Origin of the sequence: Fusicatenibacter saccharivorans, from assembly GCF_027667425.1 — a bacterium.
GTDB classification, from domain to species: Bacteria; Bacillota; Clostridia; order Lachnospirales; family Lachnospiraceae; genus Fusicatenibacter; species Fusicatenibacter saccharivorans.
On sequence record NZ_JAQEGR010000015.1, the window covers coordinates 54756 to 81361 of the forward strand.

The following is a 26606-nucleotide window of genomic DNA, read 5'->3' on the forward strand; positions in this document are numbered from 1 at the left end:
TTCCTCCTACTTACGCATGCTTTCGTAAAATGCTTCAATCTGTGCCTGCTCGCTGCTGAGGCCCTTATCTTCCATCTGTGCGCTCAGCATCATCATGCGCTTATAGTCATTCGGAATGATCTTCTTGAATTTCGGCAGATATTCGTTAAAGTGTGTGAGTACTTCTTTTCCTTTTTCCGAGCCGGTGTGTGCGACATGCTTTTCAATCATGTTTTTCAGCTCTGCAATATCGTATTTACTTTCTACCGTTTCAATCGAAATCATTTCCTTGTTCAGATTGCGGTACAGGTTGCTCTTTTCGTCCAGAACGTAGGCGATACCGCCGCTCATGCCGGCTGCGAAGTTCTTTCCGGTTGCGCCAAGGACAACAACGCGGCCTCCGGTCATATACTCGCATCCGTGCTCGCCGACACCCTCGACAACGGCATAAGCGCCGGAGTTTCTGACACAGAAACGCTCGCCTGCGATACCGTTGATGTACGTCTCGCCACTCGTTGCACCGTAGAGGGCAACGTTTCCGACGATGATGTTTTCTTCCGGTTTATACTTTCTTGCTTTCGACGGATAGACTACAAGTTTTCCGCCGGAGAGGCCTTTTCCGAAGTAGTCATTGGAATCGCCCTCAAGCTCCAGGGTCAGACCTTTCGGAATAAAGGCTCCAAAGCTCTGTCCGCCGGCACCTTTACACTGTACGGTATACGTATCCGGCTCCAGGGAGGTGCCGAATTTTCTGGTGATCTCAGCACCAAGAATCGTTCCCACGGTACGGTCGGTGTTGGTGATCTCGACTTTTACCGTCTTCTTCTCTTTCTTGTCCATCGCCGGACCGAATTTCTTTAAGAGCACCTTCTCATCGAGTGTAGTGCCCAGTTTGAAATCGTAAACATCCTTCGGATCAAAGGTTACTTTTTCGCCTGCTTTTGCAAACGGGTTATTCAGGATCTGGCTTAAGTCTACGCGGTCTGCGTGTTCATTCGTCACCTTATCATTTCTCTTTAAGAGATCGGAACGTCCAACCATCTCATCGACCGTGCGGAAACCGAGTTTTGCCATGTATTCACGCATCTCTTCTGCAATGAAGCGCATGAAGTTGATGACATACTCCGGTTTGCCGCGGAAGCGTTTGCGGAGTTCCGGATTCTGCGTTGCAATACCCATCGGGCAGGTATCCAGATTGCAGACACGCATCATGACACATCCCATGGTTACAAGCGGCGCCGTCGCAAAACCAAATTCCTCGGCGCCAAGAAGTGCTGCGATCACAACGTCACGGCCGCTCATCAGCTTTCCGTCTGTCTCAATCATGACACGGTTGCGGAGGCCGTTTTTGATCAGCGTCTGATGGGTCTCGGCAAGGCCTAACTCCCATGGAAGTCCTGCATTGTGGATGGAACTTCTCGGTGCTGCTCCCGTTCCTCCATCATATCCGGAAATCAGGATAACCTGTGCTCCGGCTTTTGCAACACCGGCTGCGACAGTACCAACACCTGCTTCGGATACCAGTTTAACGGAGATTCTTGCATTCACATTCGAGTTTTTCAGGTCATAAATCAGCTGTGCAAGGTCCTCGATGGAATAGATGTCGTGATGCGGCGGCGGGGAAATCAGGGATACACCCGGTGTGGAGTGACGTGTTTTTGCAATCCACGGGTAAACCTTTCCGGCCGGTAAGTGGCCGCCCTCGCCCGGTTTTGCACCCTGCGCCATCTTGATCTGAATCTCTTTTGCGCTGACCAGGTATTTGCTGGTAACACCGAACCGGCCAGATGCTACCTGTTTGATTGCGGAACATCTCTCCGGGGATTCGAGACGGTCATCACTCTCACCGCCCTCACCAGTGTTGGATTTTCCATGCAGACGGTTCATGGCAATTGCCAGTGTCTCATGTGCCTCCTGGGAAATAGAACCGTAGGACATCGCACCTGTTTTGAATCGTTTTACGATAGAATCTACGCTCTCAACTTCTTCGAGCGGAACGCCCTGCTCCGGATAATCGAAGTCCATCAGACTTCGCAGATAACCGCTCTCCTCGCTGTCAACCATGGCAGTGTACTCTTTGAACATCCTGTAGTCACCGCGTCTTGTAGACTCCTGCAGGGTATGGATGGTACGGGGATTGTAGCGGTGCTCCTCACCCTGACTTCTTGCTTTATGACGTCCGAGACTGTCCAGCGTCAGATCCGTCGTCAGTTCCAGCGGATCAAATGCCTGAGAATGACGCTCATCAACGTCTTTTGCAATGTCTTCCAGTGTAATACCGCCGACACGGCTGACCGTACCAGTAAAGTATTTGTCGATGACATCTGCTGAGATACCGATGGCCTCGAAGATCTGGGAACCCTGATACGACTGGATCGTGGAGATACCCATCTTCGCTGCGATTTTTACGATACCAGAGATGACTGCGTGGTTGTAATCTTCAACGGCTGCGTAGTAATCTTTCTTGATCATGCCCTCTTCGATCAGCTCATGGATCGTGTCGAGTGCCAGATACGGGTTGATTGCGCAGGCACCGTAGCCGAGCAGTGTTGCGAAATGGTGCACCTCGCGCGGCTCGCCGGACTCCAGAATAATCGCAAGAGAAGTTCTCTTTTTCGTTTTTACCAGATGCTGATGAACCGCAGATACAGCCAAGAGGGATGGAATCGCCACATGGTTCTCATCGACGCCGCGGTCAGAGAGAATCAGGATGTTGGCTCCTGCCCGGTGTGCACGGTCAACCTCGACGAAAAGGCGGTCCATCGCACGGTCAAGCGGTGCGCTCTTGTAGTAGGTGATCGGAACGGTCACTGCCTTGAAGCCTTCGACTTTCATGTTCTTGATCTTCAGCATATCGGTATTGGTCAGGATCGGATTGTTGATCTTTAATACCTGGCAGTTCTTCGGCTCCTCCTCAAGCAGGTTTCCGTCACGTCCGACGTAAACGCTTGTGGAAGTTACGATCTCCTCACGGATGCAGTCGATCGGCGGGTTCGTTACCTGTGCGAAGAGCTGTTTGAAATAGTTGAACAGCGGCTGATGCTCATGGGAGAGAACGGCAAGCGGGGTATCGATACCCATCGAAGCGGTTGCCTCGACACCGTTTAATGCCATCTTTCCGATGGAGGAACGGTACTCCTCGTAGGTGTAGCCGAACGCTTTCTGCAGGCGCATCCGCTCTTCTTTCGTGTACTCTTCGACCGGCAGATTCGGGATTTTGATATCCTTTAACTGTACCAGATAACTGTCGAGCCATTCGCCGTACGGCTGTTTCTTTGCGTAATATTCTTTGACTTCCTCATCGTTTAAGACTTTTCCCTGTACGGTGTTGACGAGAAGCATCTTGCCCGGATGGAGACGCTCTTTTAAGACGATTTTTTCTTCCGGAACTTCCAGAACACCGACCTCAGAGGAAAGGATCAGGAATCCATCGTTGGTGATGTAGTAACGGGAAGGACGAAGACCGTTGCGGTCGAGCACTGCTCCCATCACATCTCCGTCGGAGAACAGGATCGATGCCGGTCCGTCCCACGGCTCCATCATCGTTGCATAATACTGATAGAAATCACGTTTCTCCTGGGAAATCGTATCGTTGTTTGCCCACGGCTCCGGGATCGTGATCATGACAGCCAGCGGAAGATCCATACCACTCATGGTCAGGAACTCGAGTGTGTTGTCGAGCATTGCAGAGTCAGAACCCTGGGTGTTGACAACCGGCAGAACCTTGTGCAGTTCATCCTGCAGCATCGGGGAGAACATCGTCTCCTCACGGGCCAGCATCTTGTCGGCGTTTCCGCGGATGGTGTTGATCTCGCCGTTGTGTACGATGAAACGGTTCGGATGTGCTCTCTCCCAGCTTGGGTTCGTGTTCGTGCTGAACCGGGAATGCACCATGGCGATTGCAGATTCATAATCGACATCCTGCAGATCGCGGAAGAAGGTGCGGAGCTGTCCTACGAGGAACATACCTTTGTATACGATGGTACGGCTGGAAAGGGATGGCACGTAGGTGTTGTCGTTGCTCTGTTCGAAAACACGGCGTACGACGTACAGACGACGGTCGAAAGCGATTCCCTTTTCCACATCCTCCGGTTTTTTGATGAATGCCTGCATGATGTAAGGCATACACTCTCTTGCCTTATGGCCGAGAACTTCCGGAACGGTCGGCACGGTTCTCCATCCAAGGAGTTCCAGTCCCTCTTTTTCCACGATGATCTCAAACATCTTTTTTGCCTGGTTCCGTTTCAGCTCATTTTGTGGGAAGAAGAATACGCCGACGCCGTATTCCCGTTCTCCGCCTAATGAAAAACCGAGGGTCGAACAGGCTTTGGAAAAGAATTTGTGCGATATCTGCAACAAGATTCCTACTCCGTCTCCTGTTTTACCCTCGGCGTCTTTGCCGGCTCTATGTTCAAGATTTTCTACGATTTTTAATGCGTTTTCTACGGTCGCATGGGATTTTTCACCTTTGATATTCACGACGGCTCCGATACCGCAGTTGTCGTGTTCAAAGGAAGAACGGTACAGCCCTTCTTCTCCCATGACACGCTCTTTACTCTGTGTCATACGGCTTCCCTTCCTTTACCTTTTCTTATTTTCGGTTCTCTTTTGTTTTCCGGAAAAGAATGGAGGGGAACATTTCATTCCCCGCCGTTCTTTTTGGATTGCCCTTACTATACTCTATTTTTTTCATCCTGTAAAGAGCAAATTTAATTTTTATATAATTTTTTACAATTTTTCTTTACTTTCTTAGGTTATTGCTGCATTTTACCTAATTTTCTACACTTTCGATCCATTATTTCGCTGCATGGTACTCGGCTGCTGCTGCAATCAGGCCGCGGAACAGCGGATGCGGACGGTTCGGACGGGATTTGAATTCCGGATGCGCCTGGGTTGCAATGTAGAACGGATGATCCGAAAGCTCGACCATCTCGACAATTCTTCCATCTGGTGATACACCGGAGAGAACCATGCCGTTTTCGGTCAGTGCTTTCCGGAAATCGTTGTTGACCTCATAGCGGTGACGATGCCGCTCAGAGATCTCTTTCTTGCCGTACAGCTCCTGTGCCTTCGATCCGTCTGCCAGGACGCATGGATATGCGCCGAGACGTAACGTACCGCCGATATCCTCGATTCCATCCTGATCCGGCATCAGTGCGATCACCGGGTGCATGGTGTTCGGGTTCATCTCGATGCTGTGTGCGTCGTGGTAACCGAGAACGTTTCTTGCATATTCAACAATCGTCAGCTGCATGCCGAGGCAGAGGCCGAGGAACGGAATCTTGTTCTCTCTTGCATATCGAATCGCTGTGATCATGCCTTCGATACCGCGGTTTCCGAATCCGCCCGGTACCAGAACACCGTCCACATCGCTCAGATACTCTGCCACGTTCTCCTCGGTTACCAGCTCGGAATCCACCCATTTCAGGTGTACGTTTGCATGGCTTGCAATTCCGCCGTGTTTTAATGCCTCAACAACGCTCAGGTATGCATCATGCAGCTGGATATACTTTCCGACGAGCGCAATCGTCACCTCTTTGTTCGGATGGCGGAGTGCTTCTACCATATGGGTCCAGTCGGACAGATCCGGTTCCGGGCATGGAAGGTGAAGGCTCTCGCAGACAACCTGCGCCAGGTTCTCTTTCTCCATGGCAAGCGGAGCTTCATACAGATACTCCACGTCCAGGTTCTGCAGAACATGGCTTGACGGAACGTTGCAGAACAGAGCAATTTTATCTTTGATCTCGGTGGTCAGCGGATGCTCGGACCGACATACAATGACATCCGGCTGAATACCGATTCCCTGCAGCTCTTTTACGCTCGCCTGCGTCGGTTTCGTCTTCATTTCGCCGGAAGCTTTCAAATATGGAATCAGGGTAACGTGGATCAGGATAGCGTTCTCATGTCCGACATCGTGCTGGAACTGGCGGATTGCCTCCAAAAACGGCTGGCTCTCGATATCGCCGACGGTTCCGCCGACCTCAATGATGGCAATACGCTCCTCGTCTACTTCTTTTCCGCGGTAGAAACGGCTCTTGATTTCGTTTGTAATGTGCGGAATGACCTGTACGGTGCCTCCGCCGAAATCACCGTGGCGTTCTTTCTGCAGAACAGACCAGTATACTTTTCCGGTCGTCACGTTGGAATTTTTATCCAGGCTCTCGTCGATGAAACGCTCGTAGTGGCCGAGATCGAGGTCTGTCTCTGTGCCGTCATCGGTAACGAAAACCTCGCCGTGCTGAATCGGGTTCATCGTACCCGGGTCAACGTTGATGTACGGGTCAAATTTCTGCATCGTCACTTTGTATCCTCGGGCTTTTAAAAGCCGTCCAAGGGACGCCGCCGTGATTCCCTTTCCAAGGCCGGAGACTACTCCGCCTGTCACAAAGACATATTTTACTGCCATATTGATTTCCTCCTGTTTTTCTCTTCTGATATTTTCTTTTCCGTCACAAGTTTCTCTAAAAGGAAATGTCGCCTGCCGGCGACATCTCTATGATGAAAGCCAGTTACTCCGCGCCTGCGTCGCTCCCGCAACTGCTGACAACATTCGTAATCCGGGCTATCGCCCTACTTACTCATGTCGTCTTGCCCGGCCAATATCTATGAATTCGCTCATGCAAGCATGGCTCATCCATAGCTGCTGTCCGGGGCTTTCATTCAAAATCAAAAACGATTATAACACATCTCGAATTTCCTGCAACTTTTTTTTACTATTTTTTATTATTTTCGACATTTTCCACGAAATCCTAAATTTCTGCACCATATTTTATACATATCACGATTTTCTTGACATCATCCGCAAAAATGAGTATGATAATCAATGTTTTTAAAACATGCAGGTCTACAACTGAAAAAAGGAGAATACCTATGCAGCCATCGTCAAACAATTGTTATGATACCGGTCTCCGGGAGGAATGTGGTGTTTTCGGCATTTACGATCTGGATGGTGCCGACGTCAGTCCTTCGATCTACTATGGCCTTTCCGCCCTGCAGCACAGAGGACAAGAGTCCTGCGGAATTGCCGTCTCTGACACCAGCGGTCCAAAGGGCCATGTGAAATCCTACAAAGGCCTTGGCCTTGTCAACGAAGTTTTCAAAGAATCCAAATTAGAAGAGCTGTCCGGCAATATCGGCATCGGCCATGTCCGGTACTCTACCACCGGTTCCACTACCGTAGAGAATGCACAGCCGCTCGTTCTGAATTATCTGAAAGGCTCCCTCGCCCTTGCGCACAACGGAAATCTGGTCAACGCTATGGAACTGCGCGAGCAGATGGAAAACACCGGCGCAATTTTTCACACTTCGATTGACTCTGAAATCATCGCCTACGGCATTGCGCGGGAACGCGTTCATTCCAAAACGGTAGAAGAAGCGATTCTGCGCACGGTAAAAGAAATCCGCGGCGCCTATGCCCTTGTCATCATGAGCCCGAGAAAACTCATCGGCGTGCGCGACCCATACGGCTTAAAACCGCTCTGCATCGGAAAGCGGGACAACGCCTGGGTTCTCGCCTCGGAAAGCTGCGCCCTCACTTCGATCGGCGCTGAATTCGTCCGCGATGTCGCTCCGGGAGAAATTGTAACGTTTGACAAAACCGGAAATCTGAAATCCGAATTTATGCCGGTTGACGTAAAAAAAGCGCATTGTATTTTTGAATATATTTATTTTGCCCGCCTCGACAGCAAAATAGACAACATCAGTGTCTATGAAGCCAGAATCCGCGGCGGCGCAACGCTTGCAAAGACCTATCCGGTTGACGCAGATCTTGTCTGCGGCGTTCCGGACTCCGGACTTGCCTCCGCAAAAGGCTATTCCGAAGAATCCGGCATTCCGTTCGGTCTTGCCTTCCACAAAAACAGCTATGTCGGCCGTACCTTTATCAAACCGACACAAAAGGAACGGGAATCCAGCGTAAAAATCAAGCTGAGTGTTCTGGAATCCGTCGTAAAAGGAAAACGAATTGTCCTCGTTGACGATTCCATTGTCCGCGGAACAACGATTTCGAATCTGATTACGATGCTGCGAAAAGCCGGTGCGACCGAGGTTCATGTCCGTATCAGTTCCCCGCCGTTCCTGTATCCATGCTATTTTGGAACCGATGTGCCTTCCAACAAGCAGTTGATCGCAAGCTCCCATTCCACCGAGGAAATCCGCCAGCAGATCGGAGCGGACTCCCTGGGCTACATGCCGATCGAAAAGCTCCAGAACATGGTCGGTGACCTGCCGATCTGTCGTGCATGCTTCGACAGTCATTATCCGATGGAAGTACCAAAGCAGGATATCAGCGCTCTTCTGGAAAGCTGATTTCGTTTTCTTTCCCCTTACCGTGCAGATCTTGCACCCGGTAGGGGGATTTCTTTTTTGAGCATGCATACTTTTCTGTATGGTTTGCATACAATACCTTCAAAAACAAAGGATCTCTTTATGGATCTTACGGACATCATCTATTCCAACGATTACATCAACATTCTGATTCAGAATTACGTGGCACAGTCCGAGCGGTACCAGATGCTCTTTCCGGAATCCAGTGCCCTTCTTACACTGAATTCGCAGTATTCCGTTCTCTTTCTCGAGCGCAGCCTGCTCCCGGAAAATCTCTTTGGTGAAATTCTTTTTACCGGACTCCCGAAACTTTTCACGCCGCTTTCCACCCTCTCTTTAGAAGTCTCCGGCATTGTACAGACGCAGAATCTCTACGGCGGCGGGTATACCGGCAAAAATGTAATCCTGGGTTTTCTGGACACCGGCATCGATTACCGCCACCCCGCCTTTCTGCGCAGCAACGGTCAGAGCCGGATTCTTTCCATCTGGGATCAGACCGACCGCACAGGCACACCGCCGCCGCAGTTTCCCTATGGCAGTCTCTACGAAAAGTCAGACCTTGACGATGCGCTTCGAAGCAGGGATCCTCTTTCTGTCGTTCCGGTCACGGATCCGGACGGACACGGAACATACGTCGCCGGAGTCGCTGGCGGTACTCCGAATGCGTCCGCCGGCTTTCTCGGTGCTGCACCGGAAGCCGATTTCGCTGTTGTTAAGTTAAAACCGGCGAAACAGAATCTGAAAGACTTTTATCTTGTCTCCACCAATGCTCCTGTCTTTGAAGAAGATGATCTTCTCTCTGCGATGCGTTTTCTAAACGAAGTCGCAGCCAGGGAGGGAAAACCACTGGTCATCTGTCTGGCACTTGGAACAAATCAGGGAAGTCATTCCGGAACCCTTCCCATCGCTCTGACGCTGGCGCGCTACGGAAATACGCCGGGCATTATTCCGGTCTGCGCCACCGGCAACGAGGGAAACGCCGCTCACCATTATTATGGCTCCGTATCCGAAAATGACTCCCCGAAAAATGTGGAGTTTCTCGTTTCCGAAGGCAGCCGCGGTTTTGTCCTGGAGTTCTGGGGACAGGTTCCGCAGCTTTTTTCCGTCGGATTCCGCTCTCCCGGCGGAGAAACGATTCCGCGGATTCCCGTCTCTTTGACTCAGGAACAGAGGATCACCTTTGTTCTGGAACGCACCGTCATCTACGTCAACTACGAAGTCGTTCAGACGACGACCGGCAGCCAGCTCATCCTGATCCGCATGCTGGATCCGACGCCCGGCATCTGGACACTTCAGGTTTACCGCGCCTTTCCTTCCCCGCCCGATTTCCACGTCTGGCTTCCGATTACCGGATTTTCCACTTCCGATGTGATCTTTCTGGAACCCGACCCGTACACGACACTGACGACACCCTCCGCCACCGTTCCCGTTCTGTCTCCCTCCACCTATCAGGCATCCAATAACAGTTTTTCACCGGAATCCGGACGCGGCTTTACCCGGCTTGGTGAAATCAAACCCGATTTTGCTTCCCCCGGGATTTCCGTCACCGGACCGGGACCAGCAGGCTCCTACGAAAACCGGAGCGGCGCAAGCGCGTCCGCTGCTATTACATCCGGTGCTGCCGCTCTCTTCCTGCAATGGGGCATTCAACGCACCCCATCCCGCTATTTTACGGCGCAGGAGCTGAAAAACTATCTGATCCGCGGCGCTGGCCGAACTGATACCATTACTTATCCAAGCCGCGAGTGGGGATACGGAAGATTGCAGTTATATCAGAGCTTTCTAAGCCTTATGACAAACTGATTTTCCCGCTCACAGGTTTGCTTCTATGGTATATCCGTTTGTTGATGCAAACTTTTAATGTGCAAGTGCCTTGTTTTTGATTGTTTTCCGTTGTATCATTACGTATTATCATTATATTTATAAAACTAAAAGGGGGATTCCTGACTATGAATTACGAACGCTTGAACGATCTTCGCCTTCTTGGACTTACGATTGCCTACTACCGAAGAGCAAAAGGAATGACGCAGGCCGAACTTGCCGAGGCGGTACATATCAGTCGTACCCATATGAGCAACATCGAAGCGCCAAATACAAAAACCTCTATTTCGTTGAATCTTCTGTTCGATATCGCTGAGGCACTTGACATTCCGGTGAAAGAGCTTTTTGATTTTCAGGGACGCAGTCTGTAGGGTCTTTGAATTTTTCTCTTTAAGAGTAACCCCGCCCGGCAGTTTTTCATATCATGAATTGTAAGCAAAATGATTCCTTTGGAGGAACAAACATGAGTGATTTAGCTGCTACAAACTGTGGATGCGGATGTGACAACGGCTGTGGCTGCGATAATGGATGCGGTGTTTCCAACAACAACCTGTTCGGAAACAATGGCTGCAGTATTATCTGGATTCTGCTTCTCCTCTCCTGCTGCGGCGGATGTGGATGCGGAAACAACAACAATGGCTGCAATTCCGACTGCTGGCTCGTTCTGATTCTTCTGTTCTGCTGCGGCGGATGGAACAACAACGGCTGTGGATGCGGCAACAGCAATAACTGTGGATGCGGCTGCTGACCTTTTTTCAGTCCTCCCAGATGTTCGGGCAGAAAAAGCCCCGGGTGCGGATCAACCGCCCCGGGGCTTTTTTCACCAGAATTCTCTTTCAGCGAAACCGTTTCGGTTTCCGTGCTTCTCTTTCCCGCTTTTCCATCTCTTCTCTTTTTTCTTTTTTTCTCATACATTCCAGATCTATTTCATAAAAGGCATTCCCTTCGAGTACCTGTTTTCTTTTTGCTGTTTCTTTTCCATCCATTTTCCGGCGGTCTCCTTTTTCTTTCTTCCTCTTATCATATGTTTTTTCCCGCCTTCTGTCATTTTTTCCGGCCTGGAACATAAGATAAAGAGAAATAAAAAGACAAATGCAGGAATGCTGCCAGGAAGGATCTTAATTTGAATCAGGAACAGGAACAAAATGTGGAACAGATGACACCGCTGGACCAGATGATCGCACAGGATCAGCTTCAGATGCTGAAGGCTGCCATTCCCTACGCCTCCTTCGGCCTGCAGCCCTCCCTTGCGATTTTGAGCAAATGGCTCGAGCTCCAGCGGACCATTCAGCTTTTTTCCCGTCCGGCCGACCTTTCCATGATGTCTGTTGATGCCCCGCACGTCTCTCCGCTTGAGATGCTGCAGGATATTTCCCGTTTTGCCGCCGGTCCGCAGCGGGATCTTCTCTCCCAGATGTTTCAGACCATGCAGATGGTCCAGATGCTTCAGAATATAAATCCCGGAAATGAGGAGGATCTGCTATGAGTTCGGATGATAAGCAAAACGACTGGTCGCAGGACCCCTCTCTTTCCGGAATTGACTTTGCCCGGCTTCAGGCACTGCAGCAGATGGCCTCTCAGAGCCGTGGAAAATCCCAGGCGGAAATGATGCCGTTTCTTCTCTCCCTGATGCAGGGAAATCAGGGCGGCGCACAGTTTTCCGCCTCCGAGGCGGACCTGATCATCTCTGCCATCAAAGCCGGAAAATCCAAACAGGAAGCGGCAAAAATTGACCAGATGGTACGCCTCTTCCGCTCCGCTGCTTCCGGGAAAAAACGCTGAAAAACTACAAACCAAAAAACGCTGCCGGTCTGGAATCCCAAACCGGTCAGCGTTTTTATTCTGTGCTTTTTCCTGCCTAGTTCTGCATGGAAAGCACGTTTTTATTTTTTACCAGGTAATCAATCAGAGAAACAACGGTCAGAATCAGTGCAACCCAGATCAGCACGGTATTCAGCACGGAAAGTGCCGGAATGTCAGCGATCAGAAGAATGATCATAATCATCTGGCTGATTGTTTTCGATTTTCCCCACCAGCTTGCTGCGATGACAATTCCATTGTCCGAAGCAACCAGGCGGAAACCGCTGATGATAAATTCTCTTGCGATGATAATAATAACCATCCACGCCGGAAGCTTGTCCAGCTCTACAAAGCAGATCAGTGCAGAGCATACCAGCAGCTTATCTGCCAGCGGATCCATAAACTTTCCGAAATCGGTAATCAGATTGTCACGTCTTGCAATGTAGCCGTCCAGCGTATCCGTGATGCTGGCAGCGGCAAAGATTACCAGTGCAATCCATTTGGACGCGCTTCCGCCCACGCCAGACAGCAGGAAGAACACGAAAAACGGAATCATAATTACCCGCAGAATCGTTAATTTGTTTGGTAAATTCATTGGCTTATCTCTCCTATCAGATCATATTCCAGAGCACCGGTAATTTTCACTCTTACGAAGTCGCCGGATACGAGTGTTTCCGGTGTATTGACAAATACATAGCCGTCTACACCCGGTGCGTCCGCCTGGCTTCTGCCCACATAGGCATCCTCATCCGCCACTTTGCCCTCGATCATAACAAGAAGCTCCTGGCCGATCCTGCGCTCGCCGAGTTCTGCAGAGATATCCTGCTGCAGCTCCATCAGTTCTGCCTGACGGTCCAGTTTTACCTCCTCGTCGATCTGATGCTCCATCGCAGCAGCCGGTGTTCCCTCCTCCGGAGAGTAGGTGAATACGCCGAGACGGTCGAACTCCATGTCGTTGATAAACTCGAGGAGTTCTTTGTGCTGCTCTTTTGTCTCTCCCGGGAATCCTGTGATCAGCGTGGTGCGCAGTGTGATATCCGGCATCTCGCTTCTCAGGAAATCAATTTTGTCGATCAGCTCCTGTTTGGATGTTCTGCGACCCATGCGGCGCAGGATCTCATCGTTGGCATGCTGAATCGGCAGATCCAGGTAGTGACAGACTTTCGGCTCTTCCTTCATCGTCTGAACGAGTTCCGGATAGATGTCCTCCGGATAGCAGTACAGAATCCGGATCCAGTAGAGCTCCTGAATTTTGCAGAGCTCTTTTAACAGAAGGTGGAGAGACGGCTTTCCGTACAGATCGATACCATAAATGGTTGTCTCCTGCGCAACGAGAACGAGCTCTTTGACACCCTGTTCTGCCATCGTCTTCGCTTCTGCTATCAGTTCCTCCATCGGAACGGAGCGGTACGGTCCGCGCAGCTTCGGAATGATGCAGTAGGTACAGTGCTTGTCACAGCCCTCTGCAATTTTCAGATATTCGTAATGGCCGCCTGTCGTTACAACGCGCTGTGCGTCAATTTTCGGCAGTCCTTTCAGATCGGCATACTCCTGGAAGCGGTCGCCGCCGAGGACATCCTGAATGGCATCCAGGATTTTGTCATAGCTGTTCGTTCCAAGTACGGCGTCAACCTCCGGAATCTCCTCAATGATTTCATCGCGGTAGCGCTCTGCCATACAGCCCGTTACCAGAAGAACCTTACAGCTTCCCGCTGTACGGTACTTCGCCATTTCAAGAATATTTTGAATGCTTTCTTCTTTGGCGTCGTGGATAAAGCAGCATGTGTTTATCACGATAACCTCTGCATCTTCCTCGGAATCGGTGATCTCGAAGCCATGCTCTACCAGAAGACCCAGCATATGCTCGGAATCTACCAGGTTTTTATCGCATCCAAGGGAAATAAACAGAATTTTCATATTATTCAATTACTGGCTCCTCTTTTGTTTCCTCTTCCGCTTCAACTTCAGATTCCGGAAGGATTGTAACCTCTCCTTTGTACATCTCCTCTACGGCGATGGAAAGCGGTTTCATGCCTTTTTTCACTTTTACAAGCGGTTCAGCTCCGCCGATGATCTGTCTTGCACGTTTGCTTGTTGCAAGTACCAGAGAGTAACGGCTGCTGACAACCGGTGCCTCGTCCAGATCCTGGCCCTCGTTAATAGTTGCAATCAGTTCCTGATAAGATGGATGAATCATAATAAATGCTCCTTTCTATTTTTCCAGACTTTTTTTCATCTGTTCGATAAAGTCTTTCTGGTTGCTGCTCATGAAATGCTGGCTCTGAATGGTCTCATGCATCTGTTTTACGCAGGTTTCGAGGTCGTCGTTGATCAGGACATAATCGTACTGGTCCATGCCCTGTGCTTCCTCTTTTGCACGCTCCATTCTGCCTTTGATGACTTCTTCTGTTTCCGTTCCGCGTCCCCGGAGGCGTCGTTCCAGCTCCTCGGCGGTCGGCGGTGTGATGAACACAAGAAGGGTGTCCGGACGTTTTTCCTTGACCTGAAGTGCTCCCTGGATTTCAATCTCAAGCAGAACATCTTTTCCGGCATCCAGCTGCTCCTCTACGTATGCCTTCGGCGTTCCGTAGGAATGTTTTACGTAACGCGCATACTCGAGGAAGGCATCCTCTTCTACCATGCGGTCAAACTCTTCTTCTGTACGGAAAAAGTACGATACGCCGTCTTCCTCGCCCGGACGCGGGTCTCTTGTGGTGACGGAGATGGACAGCGCATAGTTGTCGTACTCCTCCATCAGGCGTTTCATCAGTGTTCCTTTTCCTGCTCCGGAAAAACCGGATACTACAGTAAGTATTCCTCTACTCATTTTCAGATTCCCCTCGCTCTTTTTCTGTTTCCCAGCCGCCGTTGAATCTGCGGCTGATCGTTTCCGGCTGCAAAGCCGAAAGGATGATAAATTCTTCTCCGGTGATGAGCACTGCTTTCGTGCGTCTTCCCTGCGTCGCATCGATGATGCGGTTGCTTTCCTTTGCACGCTGCACCATACGCTTGACGGGTGCCGCCTCGGGACTCACCACTGCTATTATTTTATCCGAATTTACGACATTGCCGAATCCGATGTTGATCAGTTTTGCCACAATCCGTCCTTTCCTGTACCTTCTGAAGTCTTTTTCAGAAAATACATCTACCCATACAGATTTATTATAATTCATTCAGAAAGCCTAGTCAAATCTTTTTTTCTGTATTATAATGAAAATACCAGAATTTCAAACAAAGGAGATATTTTCTATGGCTTTTGATGGAATTACCATTGCAAATATTGCACAGGAACTGAATCAGACCATCGTCGGCGGAAAGATCAACAAGATCGCACAGCCGGAAAACGACGAGCTGATGATTACAATAAAAAACAACCGTACCGTTTACCGTCTTCTCCTCTCGGCAAGTGCTTCGCTTCCGCTGATCTACCTGACGGACAACAATAAGCCCGGCCCGATGACCGCACCGAATTTCTGTATGCTGCTCCGCAAACACATCGGCAGCGCCCGCATTCTCTCCGTTACCCAGCCGGGACTCGAGCGTATTCTTATTTTTGAGCTCGAGCATTTGAACGAACTCGGCGATATCTGCCGCAAGAAGCTGATTGTGGAGATCATGGGAAAACACAGCAACCTGATCTTCTGTCAGGAGGACAATACGATCCTTGACAGTATCAAACATATTTCCGTCAACATGAGTTCTGTCCGTGAGGTTCTTCCGGGCCGCACCTGGTTCATTCCGCACACGCAGGATAAGAAAGATCCGCTCACGATCACAGAAGAAGAATTTTTCGATTTCGTCTGCACGAAACCAATGGCTGCCGCAAAGGCAATCTACACTTCCCTTACCGGCTTCAGCCCGCTGATGGCGGAGGAAGTCTGCTGCCGCGCCGGCATCGACGGCGGATTTGCGGTCAATGCACTCGAAGAAAATGCAAAGCTTCATCTGTTCCGCACCTTCTCTTATCTGATTGAGGATATCAAAAACGGCGCATTTACGCCGAACATCGTATACCAGGGCGATGAGCCGAAAGAATTTTCCGCACTGAAACTGACGCAGTATCAGGATTTGCGGGAGGAAACATACGATTCGATCTCCGGTGTACTGGAAACATACTATGCCATGAAAAACCGCATCACCCGCATCCGTCAGAAATCTTCCGATCTGCGCCGTGTCGTCAATACCGCACTCGAACGGAATGTCAAAAAATACGACCTGCAGCAGAAACAGTTAAAAGACACCGACAAGCGGGAAAAATACCGGATTTACGGTGAGCTTTTAAATACGTACGGCTACAGCTGCCAGCCGGGCGATACTTCGCTGAAAGCCGTCAATTACTATAACGGCGAGGAAATCACGATTCCGCTCGACGGAACGCTCTCTGCCGGCGAAAATGCGAAAAAATACTTCGACCGCTACGGAAAGCTGAAGCGGACCCGTGAGGCACTCGAAGAACTTCTTGTCGAGACGAAAGAGGAAATCGACCATCTCGAATCCATCAGCACGGCGCTTGATATTGCGCTCGATGAGGCGGATCTGGTGCAGTTAAAAGAAGAGCTGATCGAGTACGGCTACATCCGCCGCAAGGGACCGACAGGGAAAAAGCAGAAAATCACCTCCCATCCGTTCCACTACCGCTCTTCCGAGGGCTTTGACATTTATGTCGGCAAGAACAACTTCCAGAACGAGGAACTTTCGTTTAAATTCGCCTCCGGCAACGACTGGTGGTTCCACGCGAAAGGCCAGCCGGGCAGCCATGTCATCGTAAAGACGAACGGTAAAGAGCTGCCGGATTCCGTCTACGAAGAGGCCGCTGCTCTCGCCGCCTATTACTCGAAAGGCAGACAGGCACCGAAGGTGGAAATCGACTACACCTTAAAGAAAAACCTGCGCAAACCAAACGGAAGCAAACCGGGTTTCGTTGTTTATTACACCAATTACTCCATGATGGCGGAGCCGAACATCCGCAATCTTCAGGAAATACAGGACTGAATTCAGAATACAAAAGACTTTTCGCACATTCCTATCTGTTCCTCTTTGCGAAAAGTCTTTTTTTCGTAAAATTTAATACTTCCTTCATTTCTTTTTCGATGCTCTATGGTATACTTCTTAGTATGGAAAAAGATTCCAGACGTGATCTTTTTCAACCAAACCACAGTGAGGCTGTCTCTTCTTTATCAGGACAGCCGGAGAGGAATATAACTGTTATGAACAAAACAATTCCCGAAATCATTCACCGCCGTGTTCCAACGACGCGCTATGAGGCAGACCCTTCCAAAGGCCTTTCCGCCGAGCAGGTTGTCGAGTACCGCGAGAACGGCTGGACCAACTGCGCGGTGGAACCTCCGTCCAAGACAACGGCCGAGATCGTAAAGAGCAATGTCTGTACGTATTTCAACCTGATTTTTCTGATTATTGCCATCTTTCTGATCCTTGCCGGTTCGTTCCGGGATCTTACGTTTCTGCCGGTCATCATCGCGAACACGCTGATCGGCATTGTACAGGAAATCAAGGCGAAAAAGACGCTGGAAAAGCTGTCTGTTTTAAACGCGCCGAAGGCTACTGCGATCCGTGACGGTGCTGAGGTAACACTCGCCGCGGAGGATCTCGTACTCGATGATATTGTTGTATTTACCGCAGGAAAACAGATCTGCGCTGATGCCGTCGTGCTTGAAGGTGAGGTACAGGTCAACGAATCGCTGCTTACCGGTGAATCCGATGAGATTACCAAGCGCCCGGGCGACGAGCTGATGTCCGGAAGTTTTATCGTCTCTGGAAGCTGCAAGAGCCGTCTGACCCAGGTCGGTGAAGATTCCTACATTTCCCGTCTGACCCTCGAGGCAAAGGCCATGAAAGAGGGCGAACAGTCCGAGATGATCCGCTCCCTCAACAAGCTGGTAAAGGTTGTCGGCATTCTGATCATTCCGATCGGTCTTCTGCTCTTCGGCCAGCAGTTTTTCGTCTCCCACGAAGCGTTCCGTGAGAGCATTACCTCGATGGTGGCCGCCGTGCTCGGCATGATCCCAGAAGGTCTTTACCTGCTTGCGAGCGTTGCCCTTGCAGTCAGCGTTATGCGTCTGGCTTCGCAGAAGGTTCTCGTGCATGATATGAAATGTATCGAGACGCTGGCTCGCGTCAACGTGCTCTGTGTCGATAAGACGGGAACCATCACCGAGACAAATATGAAAGTACATGACCTGATTCTGGTCGGCTCCAGTTCAGTCCCTGATACAGAATCCGGCGAAAATGCTCCCGCACCGCAGAAAGAAGAGCTTTCCCTTGCGGTCGGTGATTTCGCATCTGCCATGTCAAACGACAACATTACTATGGCGGCACTGAAAGAATATTTTAAAGACAACAACGGCAGAACTGCCGTTTCGATGACTTCGTTCTCCTCGGAATTCAAGTATTCCAGTGTGACATTTTCGGATGTCTCCTACGTGCTCGGTGCCCCGGAGTTCGTTCTCCGCGATGATTTTGCACGCTATCAGAGTGAAATTGAAGCGTATACCTCAAAGGGATTCCGTCTCCTCGTCTTCGGCACATCCGAAACTGTACCGGATGGAAAAGCACTCTCCGGCCGTGTCACGCCGCTTGGCTACGTGCTTCTCTCCAATCCGATCCGAAAAGAAGCACCGGAAACGTTCCGCTACTTCGAAGATCAGGGTGTCCATGTCAAGGTCATCTCCGGTGATACTCCGGTAACGGTATCTGAGGTTGCCCGCCAGGCAGGGATTGCACACGCAGAGGATTATATTGATGCTTCCACTCTAAAGACACCGGAAGAGCTCGAAGAAGCAATCCTGAAATACACCGTGTTCGGCCGTGTCACACCAGACCAAAAACGCCAGTTTGTCCAGGCTTTAAAGAAAAACGGCAAGACCGTTGCGATGACCGGCGATGGTGTCAACGATGTGCTCGCATTAAAGGATGCCGACTGCTCCGTTGCGATGGCATCCGGAAGTGACGCTGCCGCACAGGCTGCACAGCTCGTTCTGCTGGACAACGACTTTTCGAAGATGCCTTCTGTCGTACTGGAAGGCCGCCGCGTTGTCAACAACCTGCAGCGCTCGGGAACGCTGTTCCTGGTAAAGAACATTTTCTCGTTCCTGCTGTCCATCTTCTCACTGATCTCGATGGTGACGTATCCGCTGGAGCCGTCCCAGATCTCGCTGATCAGTATGTTTACGATCGGTATTCCAGGCTTCCTGCTCTCGCTAATGCCGAACAAAAACCGGATCGCGGGCCACTTTATCACGAACATTCTGACACGGGCCCTGCCTGCGGCGCTGACCGACTTTTTGATGGTCGCAACACTCGTTGTCTTCGGCCAGGAATTTGCGGTCGGCTCGGAAGATATTTCGACCGCTGCTACCGTACTGCTCGCCATTGTCGGTTTTATGATTCTCTACCGGATCAGCAAGCCGCTCAACTGGATGCGCTGGACGATCCTGATCGGCTCGATTATTGCCTTCATTTTCTGCAGTACCTATCTGAACCAGCTGTTCGCCATTTCTGATATGTCCAGAAAATGTATCATGCTGCTGGTCGTATTCTCTGTCGCAACAGAGCCGGTTCTGCGATATTTGAGCATCCTCGTGGATTCCATTTCCTCTTTTTACCGGAAGCAGAAAATTTTCTTCCTGCGAAAACGGGAAGCGAGAAAAGCGAAATAAAACGTAAAACCAAACATCAAAAATGCCGTACAGCGTTGGAAATTTTTCTCCGCCTGTACGGCATTTTTTGATTTACCAATCACAGTTTCTTACTTTCTCATCTCCGGATCTTCCGCGTAATGCGTCCGCTCGCCGCCGATGTATTTCGGTCTTGTCCGCGCGCAGACAACGTGCGCATCTCCGATCGTTTTCTGCGATACCCGGACCGGAACGGCTACTGCCTTCAGCTGCATGCCGATCAGCACATCACCGATATCAATACCTGCATGCGCCTGCACACGCTCTACGGTGACAGCGTCCTCCAATCCATAGTATGCCGCCATCGCAAACGATCCGCCGCCATGCAGCCACGGTACCGCGCAGACCGGCTCGTAACCGTATTTTTCTGCCGCCGCACGCTCCAGAACAACCGCGCGGTTCAGATGCTCACAGCACTGCGCCGCCAGATACAGCCCATGCTCCTTCGTACACGCATACAGCGCCTCAAACACCGCCTGCCCGATCTCCTGGCTGGAATCCGTTCCAAGCTTACTGTTGTGAATTTCACTCGAAGAACATCCCACTACCAGAGTCTGTCCCGGTTTCATCTGCGCCGTCGTAATCAGCTCCTCTGCGACGGCACGCGCTTCCTGTCTGATTGTTTTAAGATCCATTTTGTATCCCTCCTTGCTAAACAGCAATATTTATGCAAAAGGAGACTGACTCTTTTTCCAAGAATCAGCCTCCTTTCTTCAGCTTACATAATTATTATTTCTGAACGATATTCACAATTCTTCCCGGTACGTAAATTTCTTTTACGATGTTTCCGGTCAGTTTGTCTGCAACTGCCTCTTTTGCAGCGGCGATTGCGGTCTCTTTATCTGCATCTTTGGCGATTTTGATCGTTCCGCGCATTTTACCGTTGATCTGAACAGCGATCTCGGCTACTGCCTCTACCGTCTTCTCCTCGTCAAACTCCGGCCATGCGGTCTGATACAGACGGCCTTCGTATCCAAGGTCTGCCCACAGTTCCTCGGTCATATGCGGTGCAACCGGATTCAGCAGGATCAGAAGGGTTTCGAACTCTTTTCTCGTTACTTTTCCGGCTTTGTAGAACTCGTTGACCAGGGTCATCATGGCTGCGATCGCTGTGTTGTATTTCAGGGACTCATAGTCGCTGGATACTTTCTTGATGGTCTGGTGCATTTTGGACTCCAGCTCTTTGGAGTAGGAATCTCCGTCTACCAGGCTGTCCTGCAGTTTCCATACACGCTCGAGGAAACGACGGCATCCTTTTACGCCTTCCTGAGACCAGGATGCACTTAAGTCGAAGGCACCGATGAACATCTCGTACGTACGCAGGGTATCTGCACCGAACTCAGCTACGATATCATCCGGGTTGACAACGTTTCCACGGGATTTACTCATCTTCTCGCCGTTCTCGCCGAGGATCATTCCGTGGGAAGTACGTTTCTGATACGGTTCCGGGCAGGTAACTACGCCCTGATCGTACAGGAATTTATGCCAGAAACGGGAATACAGAAGGTGAAGGGTGGTGTGCTCCATTCCTCCGTTGTACCAGTCAACCGGCAGCCAGTATTTCATAGCTTCTTTGCTTGCCAGAGCCTCTTTGTTCTTCGGATCGGTATAGCGGATGTAATACCAGGAAGAACCAGCCCACTGCGGCATGGTATCGGTCTCACGTTTTGCAGGTCCTCCGCAGCACGGGCAGGTGGTGTTGACCCAGTCTGTCATGGCAGCCAGCGGAGACTCGCCGTTATCGGTCGGCATGTAGCTCTCTACATCCGGCAGCTCCAGCGGAAGGGATTCTTCCGGAACCGGAACGTAACCGCATTTGTCGCAGTGTACGATCGGAATCGGCTCACCCCAGTAACGCTGACGGGAGAATACCCAGTCACGCAGCTTATAGTTTGTTTTTGCTTTTCCAACGTGGTTCTCTTCGAGCCACTCAAGAATTTTCTTTTTTGCTTCCGCAACGGAAAGTCCGTTCAGGAAACCGGAGTTGACAAGAGTTCCCTCTGCAACGTCGGTGTAAACTTCGTTCTGTACGTCGCCGCCTGCAACAACCTCGATGATCGGCATGTTGAATTTCTTTGCGAACTCCCAGTCACGCTCATCGTGTGCCGGTACTGCCATGATGGCGCCGGTGCCGTAGCTCATCAGTACATAATCGGAAATCCAGATCGGGATCTCTTTTCCATTAACCGGGTTGACTGCGGAAAGTCCGTCGATCATGACACCGGTCTTGTCTTTTGCAAGCTCGGAACGCTCGAAATCGGATTTTCTGGCTGCCATCTCACGGTATGCGCAGACCTCATCCCAGTTCTTGATCTCATCTTTGTACTGGTCGATGTACGGATGCTCCGGGGAGAGTACCATGTACGTAACACCGAACAGGGTATCCGGGCGTGTGGTATAGATAGTCAGCTTCTCCGGTTTATCTTTCAGGGAGAAATCAACCTCTGCTCCGTGGGAACGTCCGATCCAGTTTTTCTGGGAAGTTTTGACACGCTCAATATAGTCAACGCCGTCCAGACCGTCGATCAGCTTGTCTGCATACTCGGTGATCTTCAGCATCCACTCGCTCTTTACTTTGCGGACAACCGGGCTTCCGCAGCGCTCGCACACGCCGTTTACAACTTCCTCGTTTGCAAGACCTACCTTACAGGAAGTACACCAGTTGATCGGCATTTCTTTTTTATATGCCAGTCCGGCTTTGAAAAGTTTCAGGAAAATCCACTGGGTCCAGTGATAGTATTCCGGATCCGTCGTGTTGATCTCTCTGTCCCAGTCGAAGGAATATCCAAGAGACTGAAGCTGGTCTTTGAAGTGATGTACGTTGTTTTTGGTAACGATCTTCGGATGAATGTGGTTTTTGATCGCATAGTTCTCCGTTGGAAGACCAAATGCATCCCAGCCCATCGGATACAGAACGTTGTAACCCTGCATTCTGCGCTTTCTGGCTACGATGTCCAGTGCAGTGTACGGACGCGGATGGCCTACGTGAAGTCCCTGTCCTGACGGATACGGAAACTCAACGAGTGCGTAGTATTTCGGTTTTGTATAATCATCTGTGGCGGCAAAGGCTTTTTCATCCTGCCAGATCTTCTGCCACTTTTTTTCAATGTCCTGTGGCTCATATCTTTTACTCATAGGTAACCTCCTGCATGTTCAAGTTCAAAGTTCTTTTTTCTCACACCGCCGCATAGGACAGCATGCGCATTTGAACATATAGCTGTATTCTATCACTCTTTCCCTGTTTTTACAATTTATTTTTTCCTATATCCTCCGTTTTTCTTCAAAAACCGCAGAAAAATCCGGTTTCCGGGCGAATTCTGCTCCCGAAACCGGATTTTCTCTGTTTTATCACACTATTTTATAAAGCTTTATTCTTCTGCTTTTTCAACCTTCGAAGCTCTTGCCTCAATCTCTTTTGCCTGGATATCGGACGGAGCCTGCTCATATCTCGCAAACTCATAGGAGAAATCACCGCTTCCGCCTGTCATGGAGCGGAGTGTTGTGCCGTATCCGTAGATCTCAAGTTCCGGAACATCAGCCTCGATAATCGTATGGCCCTTGTGATCCGGGTTCATGCCGAGCACACGGCCACGGCGTTTGTTGAGATCGCCCATGATATCGCCGGTGTATTTATCGTCTACCGTGATCTTCATCGAAACGATCGGCTCAAGGAGAACCGGGGATGCTTCCATAAAGCCTTTCTTGAACGCCTGGATCGCTGCGGTCTTGAATGCCATCTCGGAGGAGTCTACCGGATGATAAGAACCATCATACAGAACGGCTTTGACGCCGACTACCGGATAAGCAGCCAGAGGGCCTTTCTGTACGGCTTCCTGGATACCTTTTTCAACAGCCGGGAAGTAGTTCTTCGGAACGGCGCCGCCGACAACTTCCTGCTCGAAAACGTATGGTTTCTCGAGATCTCCGGAAGCGGAGAAGCGCATTTTTACATGACCGTACTGGCCGTGGCCGCCGGACTGTTTTTTGTATTTTGCTTCTACATCCGAATTTTTGCGGATCGTCTCGCGGAAGGCTACCTTCGGACGGGACAGCTCTACTTCTACTTTGTAGCGCTCCAGCAGCTTGCTGACGATAATATCGATGTGCTGGTCGCCCATGCCGTACAGCAATGTCTGATGGTTTGCAGAATCATTGACTGCCTTCATAGTCAGGTCTTCCTGCATCATCTTGGCAAAGGCCTGGGAGATCTTATCTACATCGGCTTTGTTCTTCGGTTTATATCGTTTTGCGGTGTACGGAGTCGAAACATCCGGTTTTCCGTAGCGGACCTGATTGTTCTTTGTCGCAAGGGAATCGCCGGTTCTTGCATCGCCGAGTTTTGCGATGGCACCGATATCTCCTGCATGAAGCTCCGGTACTTCGATCGGCTTGGAGCCTTCGAGCACGTACAGCTTGCTCAGTTTTTCTTCGGATTCCTGATCTACATTATAGAGCACATCATCGCTTTTAATAACGCCGGAGCAAACCTTAATCATTGAATATTTTCCAAGGAACGGATCCACGATCGTCTTGAAAATGGTCGCGCTCTTCGGTTTCGCAAAGTCGTAATTTGCCTCGAAAATTTCGTTCGTATTGAGATTGATGCCGGCACACGGACGGGTGGACGGATCCGGGAAGTATCCGCAGATATCATCCAGAAGGTTCGATACGCCCTGCAGGTTCACCGGAGATCCCATGCATACCGGAACGATGGTGCCGTCTCCTACGTTCATGGCAAGCGCTGCGGAAATCTCTGCTACCGAGAACTCTTCTCCGCCAAAGTAGCGGTCCATAAACTCTTCACTTGTTTCTGCCACGGATTCCATCAGGGTTTCACGGTACTTCTCCAGATATTCTACGGAGTAATCCGGAATCGGGCATTCTTCTTTTTTATCTTTTTCGATATATCTGCGGCCTTTGTTCTTTACAATATTGATATATCCTACAAATTTACCGTTTTCACGCAGAGGCATATGAAGCGGTGCGATTCGTTTTCCGTACAGTTCGGTGAGCTGCTCAACGACTTCTCGGTAGCTGACATCGTCCTGATCCATTTCCGTTACAAAGATCATACGCGGAAGATTGTATTTCTCGCAGAGTTCCCATGCTTTCTGGGTTCCGACCTGCACGCCGGCCTTTCCGGATACCACGATTACAGCGGCATCTGCTGCGGAAGCGGCTTCCTGTGCTTCTCCTACGAAATCAAACATTCCAGGAGTATCCAGAACATTGATCTTATTTTTTCCCCATACGACCGGGACAAGCGTTGTGGAAATAGAGCATTTGCGCTTGATTTCTTCTTTGTCAAAATCGCTGACGGTATTTCCGTCTGTCACTTTTCCGAGACGGTTTGTCATACCGGAAAGATAAGCCATAGCTTCGGTCAGACTTGTCTTTCCGGAGCCGCTGTGCCCCAGCAGCACCACATTTCTGATTCGGTCAGTTCTAAAAACGTCCATATGTAATACCTCCCATGTAAGTAAATTTGCAGATTGCAAGGCCGCTCTTATTCGCCTTTCTGCTTTTTATCAAGATTCACGTCTTCCGTTCCTCTTATCATAGTCACTATTCTACTAAAGTTTTTGCTTTTTTGCAAGTATATTATTCATATTTCACAATATATTTCTGAATTTTTAAATTTTATATGTATTTTAGCTGGTTATTCTGTCTTTCTTCCGCTTTTCTGTCTGGCTTTTCTGTGGAATCTGCCGGATTTTGCAAAACAAGCAAAATTGCTGCCTTTCAAAAATGCTTTGTCGCTTTAAAGCAAGAAATCTTTGACATTTGATTTCAGATGCTTTACAATGTCTTTTATACGATTTACCTACGAAAATTGTCAGAAAGGACTACTTGAATTATGTGTGATACATCCGAAAAAATCTGTATCGGCTTTATCGGCCTTGGCCTCATCGGCGGCTCCATTGCAAAAACCCTCAGAAAGGTTCACCCGGAGTATAAACTGATGGCCTACTGCCGCACCAAAGCGACGATCGAAGAGGCAATTCAGGAAGGCGTGATTGATATCGCGCTGGAAGAACGGGACGACCGCTTTGCCGACTGTGACTATATCTTCTTATGTGCTCCTGTCAGCACCAACATCTCCTATCTTCCGTTCGTGAAAGGCATCGCAAAACCGGGCTGTATCATCACAGACGTCGGAAGTGTAAAAGGAGAAATCCATCAGGCGGTTGAGACCCTCGGCATGACGCACCAGTTTATCGGCGGCCATCCGATGGCAGGCTCCGAAAAGACGGGATATTCCAGCGCCACCGATTACCTGCTGGAAAATGCTTACTATATGATTACACCCGGACCAGATGTTGAGATCGCGACAGTTTCCGCTTTCGTTGATCTTGTCCAGTCCTTAAAGGCGATCCCGATGGTTTTAACATACGAAGAGCACGACTACATCACCGCAGGTGTCAGTCATCTGCCGCATATCGTTGCCGCTACCCTGGTCAATGCACTCGCATCCCTGGACACACCGGAAGAGCAGATGAAAACCGTTGCTGCAGGCGGCTTCAAGGACATCACCCGCATCGCTTCCTCCTCCCCGGAGGTATGGCAGCAGATCTGTCTCTCAAACCAGAAGCAGCTCTCGAATGTGCTGGATTCCTATATCCGCCTTCTCGTCCAGGCAAAATACCTGGTTGACAACAAAAAAGGCCACGAGCTCTACAATATGTTTGAGAGTTCCCGCGAATACCGGAATTCCATGGAAGATTCTTCCTATGGACCGACAAAGAAAGAATACGTCGTTTACTGCGACCTGCTCGATGAAGCCGGCGGAATCGCAGCCGTTACAACAATTCTTGCCATCAACCAGATCAGTATTAAAAATATCGGCATTACGCATAACCGCGAGTTCGAAGAGGGTGCTCTCCGCATTGAATTTTATGAAGAGCAGGCAGGCATTCTTGCCCGGAAGGTCTTAAAAGACCATGGCTATACCATTCATATCCGCAATTAAAAGCGCGTATATCTTGA

The 26606-nt window shown here is 50.0% G+C and carries 20 protein-coding genes; 9 read left to right on the forward strand and 11 right to left on the reverse strand.

Features of this window, described 5'->3' with window-relative positions:
• Positions 1 to 6 precede the first annotated feature (6 nt).
• Together gltB and PGS38_RS13845 are read right to left on the reverse strand one after the other, a co-directional pair.
• Entirely contained in the window at positions 7 to 4545 is a 4539-nt protein-coding gene (gltB, locus tag PGS38_RS13840; protein ID WP_118750552.1) for a glutamate synthase large subunit, read from the reverse strand.
• 229 nt (positions 4546 to 4774) lie between these two features.
• Positions 4775 to 6385, reverse strand: coding sequence for a CTP synthase (locus tag PGS38_RS13845; protein WP_117802401.1), 1611 nt, complete (start codon positions 6383 to 6385; stop codon positions 4775 to 4777).
• Positions 6386 to 6849: 464 nt separating this feature from the next.
• On the opposite strand from PGS38_RS13845, the gene purF reads away from it, so the two are divergent.
• The 4 genes from purF (at position 6850) to PGS38_RS13865 (ending at position 10873) form a co-directional block, all read left to right on the forward strand.
• A complete protein-coding gene (gene purF / locus PGS38_RS13850) occupies positions 6850 to 8286 on the forward strand; it encodes an amidophosphoribosyltransferase (RefSeq protein ID WP_117761558.1) in 1437 nt (478 codons plus the stop codon).
• A gap of 120 nt (positions 8287 to 8406) precedes the next feature.
• Entirely contained in the window at positions 8407 to 10107 is a 1701-nt protein-coding gene (locus PGS38_RS13855; RefSeq protein WP_158565941.1) for a S8 family peptidase, read from the forward strand.
• Between the two features lie 146 nt (positions 10108 to 10253).
• A complete protein-coding gene (locus PGS38_RS13860; RefSeq protein WP_022462361.1) occupies positions 10254 to 10496 on the forward strand; it encodes a helix-turn-helix transcriptional regulator in 243 nt (80 codons plus the stop codon).
• A 92-nt stretch (positions 10497 to 10588) separates the two neighbouring features.
• Positions 10589 to 10873, forward strand: coding sequence for a hypothetical protein (locus PGS38_RS13865; protein ID WP_055228247.1), 285 nt, complete (start codon positions 10589 to 10591; stop codon positions 10871 to 10873).
• Between the two features lie 88 nt (positions 10874 to 10961).
• Here the strand turns inward: PGS38_RS13865 and PGS38_RS13870 are convergent, their stop codons facing one another.
• Positions 10962 to 11111 (reverse strand): hypothetical protein, encoded by a 150-nt coding sequence (locus tag PGS38_RS13870; protein WP_172680771.1) that lies wholly within the window; start codon positions 11109 to 11111, stop codon positions 10962 to 10964.
• A 137-nt stretch (positions 11112 to 11248) separates the two neighbouring features.
• Between PGS38_RS13870 and PGS38_RS13875 the strand changes: the two genes are divergently transcribed.
• Complete coding sequence (locus PGS38_RS13875) at positions 11249 to 11611, forward strand: hypothetical protein (protein ID WP_055217741.1); 363 nt, start codon at positions 11249 to 11251, stop codon at positions 11609 to 11611.
• Positions 11608 to 11907 (forward strand): hypothetical protein, encoded by a 300-nt coding sequence (locus tag PGS38_RS13880; protein WP_022461427.1) that lies wholly within the window; start codon positions 11608 to 11610, stop codon positions 11905 to 11907. The genes PGS38_RS13875 and PGS38_RS13880 overlap by 4 nt, the downstream gene beginning before the upstream one ends.
• A 76-nt stretch (positions 11908 to 11983) precedes the next feature.
• Here the strand turns inward: PGS38_RS13880 and pgsA are convergent, their stop codons facing one another.
• Genes pgsA through PGS38_RS13905 form a run of 5 tightly spaced genes read right to left on the reverse strand, consistent with a single transcriptional unit; the run spans position 11984 to position 15023 of the window.
• Positions 11984 to 12520 carry a CDP-diacylglycerol--glycerol-3-phosphate 3-phosphatidyltransferase gene (pgsA, locus tag PGS38_RS13885; protein WP_055228244.1) on the reverse strand — a complete coding sequence of 179 codons (537 nt, stop codon included), beginning with the start codon at positions 12518 to 12520 and terminating at the stop codon, positions 11984 to 11986.
• Entirely contained in the window at positions 12517 to 13842 is a 1326-nt protein-coding gene (rimO, locus tag PGS38_RS13890; protein ID WP_055217739.1) for a 30S ribosomal protein S12 methylthiotransferase RimO, read from the reverse strand. Before rimO ends, pgsA begins: the two co-directional genes overlap by 4 nt.
• A 1-nt stretch (position 13843) precedes the next feature.
• Positions 13844 to 14122, reverse strand: coding sequence for a DNA-directed RNA polymerase subunit omega (gene rpoZ, locus PGS38_RS13895; RefSeq protein ID WP_022461424.1), 279 nt, complete (start codon positions 14120 to 14122; stop codon positions 13844 to 13846).
• A 15-nt stretch (positions 14123 to 14137) separates the two neighbouring features.
• Positions 14138 to 14752, reverse strand: coding sequence for a guanylate kinase (gene gmk, locus PGS38_RS13900; protein WP_022461423.1), 615 nt, complete (start codon positions 14750 to 14752; stop codon positions 14138 to 14140).
• Positions 14745 to 15023, reverse strand: a complete 279-nt coding sequence (locus tag PGS38_RS13905) for a DUF370 domain-containing protein (RefSeq protein ID WP_055218332.1) — start codon at positions 15021 to 15023, stop codon at positions 14745 to 14747. Before PGS38_RS13905 ends, gmk begins: the two co-directional genes overlap by 8 nt.
• A gap of 151 nt (positions 15024 to 15174) precedes the next feature.
• Here PGS38_RS13905 and PGS38_RS13910 point away from each other — a divergent pair, with 151 nt between their 5' ends.
• Both PGS38_RS13910 and PGS38_RS13915 read left to right on the forward strand, forming a co-directional pair.
• The gene (locus PGS38_RS13910; RefSeq protein ID WP_270476382.1) at positions 15175 to 16917 is read left to right on the forward strand and encodes an Rqc2 family fibronectin-binding protein; all 1743 of its coding nucleotides are present in this window, start codon (positions 15175 to 15177) and stop codon (positions 16915 to 16917) included.
• A gap of 215 nt (positions 16918 to 17132) precedes the next feature.
• Complete coding sequence (locus tag PGS38_RS13915; RefSeq protein ID WP_270476383.1) at positions 17133 to 19601, forward strand: cation-translocating P-type ATPase; 2469 nt, start codon at positions 17133 to 17135, stop codon at positions 19599 to 19601.
• A gap of 89 nt (positions 19602 to 19690) precedes the next feature.
• Here the strand turns inward: PGS38_RS13915 and PGS38_RS13920 are convergent, their stop codons facing one another.
• From PGS38_RS13920 to PGS38_RS13930, 3 genes are all read right to left on the reverse strand, one after another.
• Complete coding sequence (locus PGS38_RS13920; protein WP_117761562.1) at positions 19691 to 20254, reverse strand: TIGR01440 family protein; 564 nt, start codon at positions 20252 to 20254, stop codon at positions 19691 to 19693.
• A gap of 94 nt (positions 20255 to 20348) precedes the next feature.
• The gene (leuS, locus tag PGS38_RS13925; RefSeq protein WP_022461418.1) at positions 20349 to 22754 is read right to left on the reverse strand and encodes a leucine--tRNA ligase; all 2406 of its coding nucleotides are present in this window, start codon (positions 22752 to 22754) and stop codon (positions 20349 to 20351) included.
• 233 nt (positions 22755 to 22987) lie between these two features.
• Positions 22988 to 25078, reverse strand: a complete 2091-nt coding sequence (locus tag PGS38_RS13930) for an elongation factor G (protein ID WP_022461417.1) — start codon at positions 25076 to 25078, stop codon at positions 22988 to 22990.
• A gap of 398 nt (positions 25079 to 25476) precedes the next feature.
• Here PGS38_RS13930 and PGS38_RS13935 point away from each other — a divergent pair, with 398 nt between their 5' ends.
• Entirely contained in the window at positions 25477 to 26589 is a 1113-nt protein-coding gene (locus PGS38_RS13935; protein WP_055265977.1) for a prephenate dehydrogenase, read from the forward strand.
• Positions 26590 to 26606: the final 17 nt, after the last annotated feature.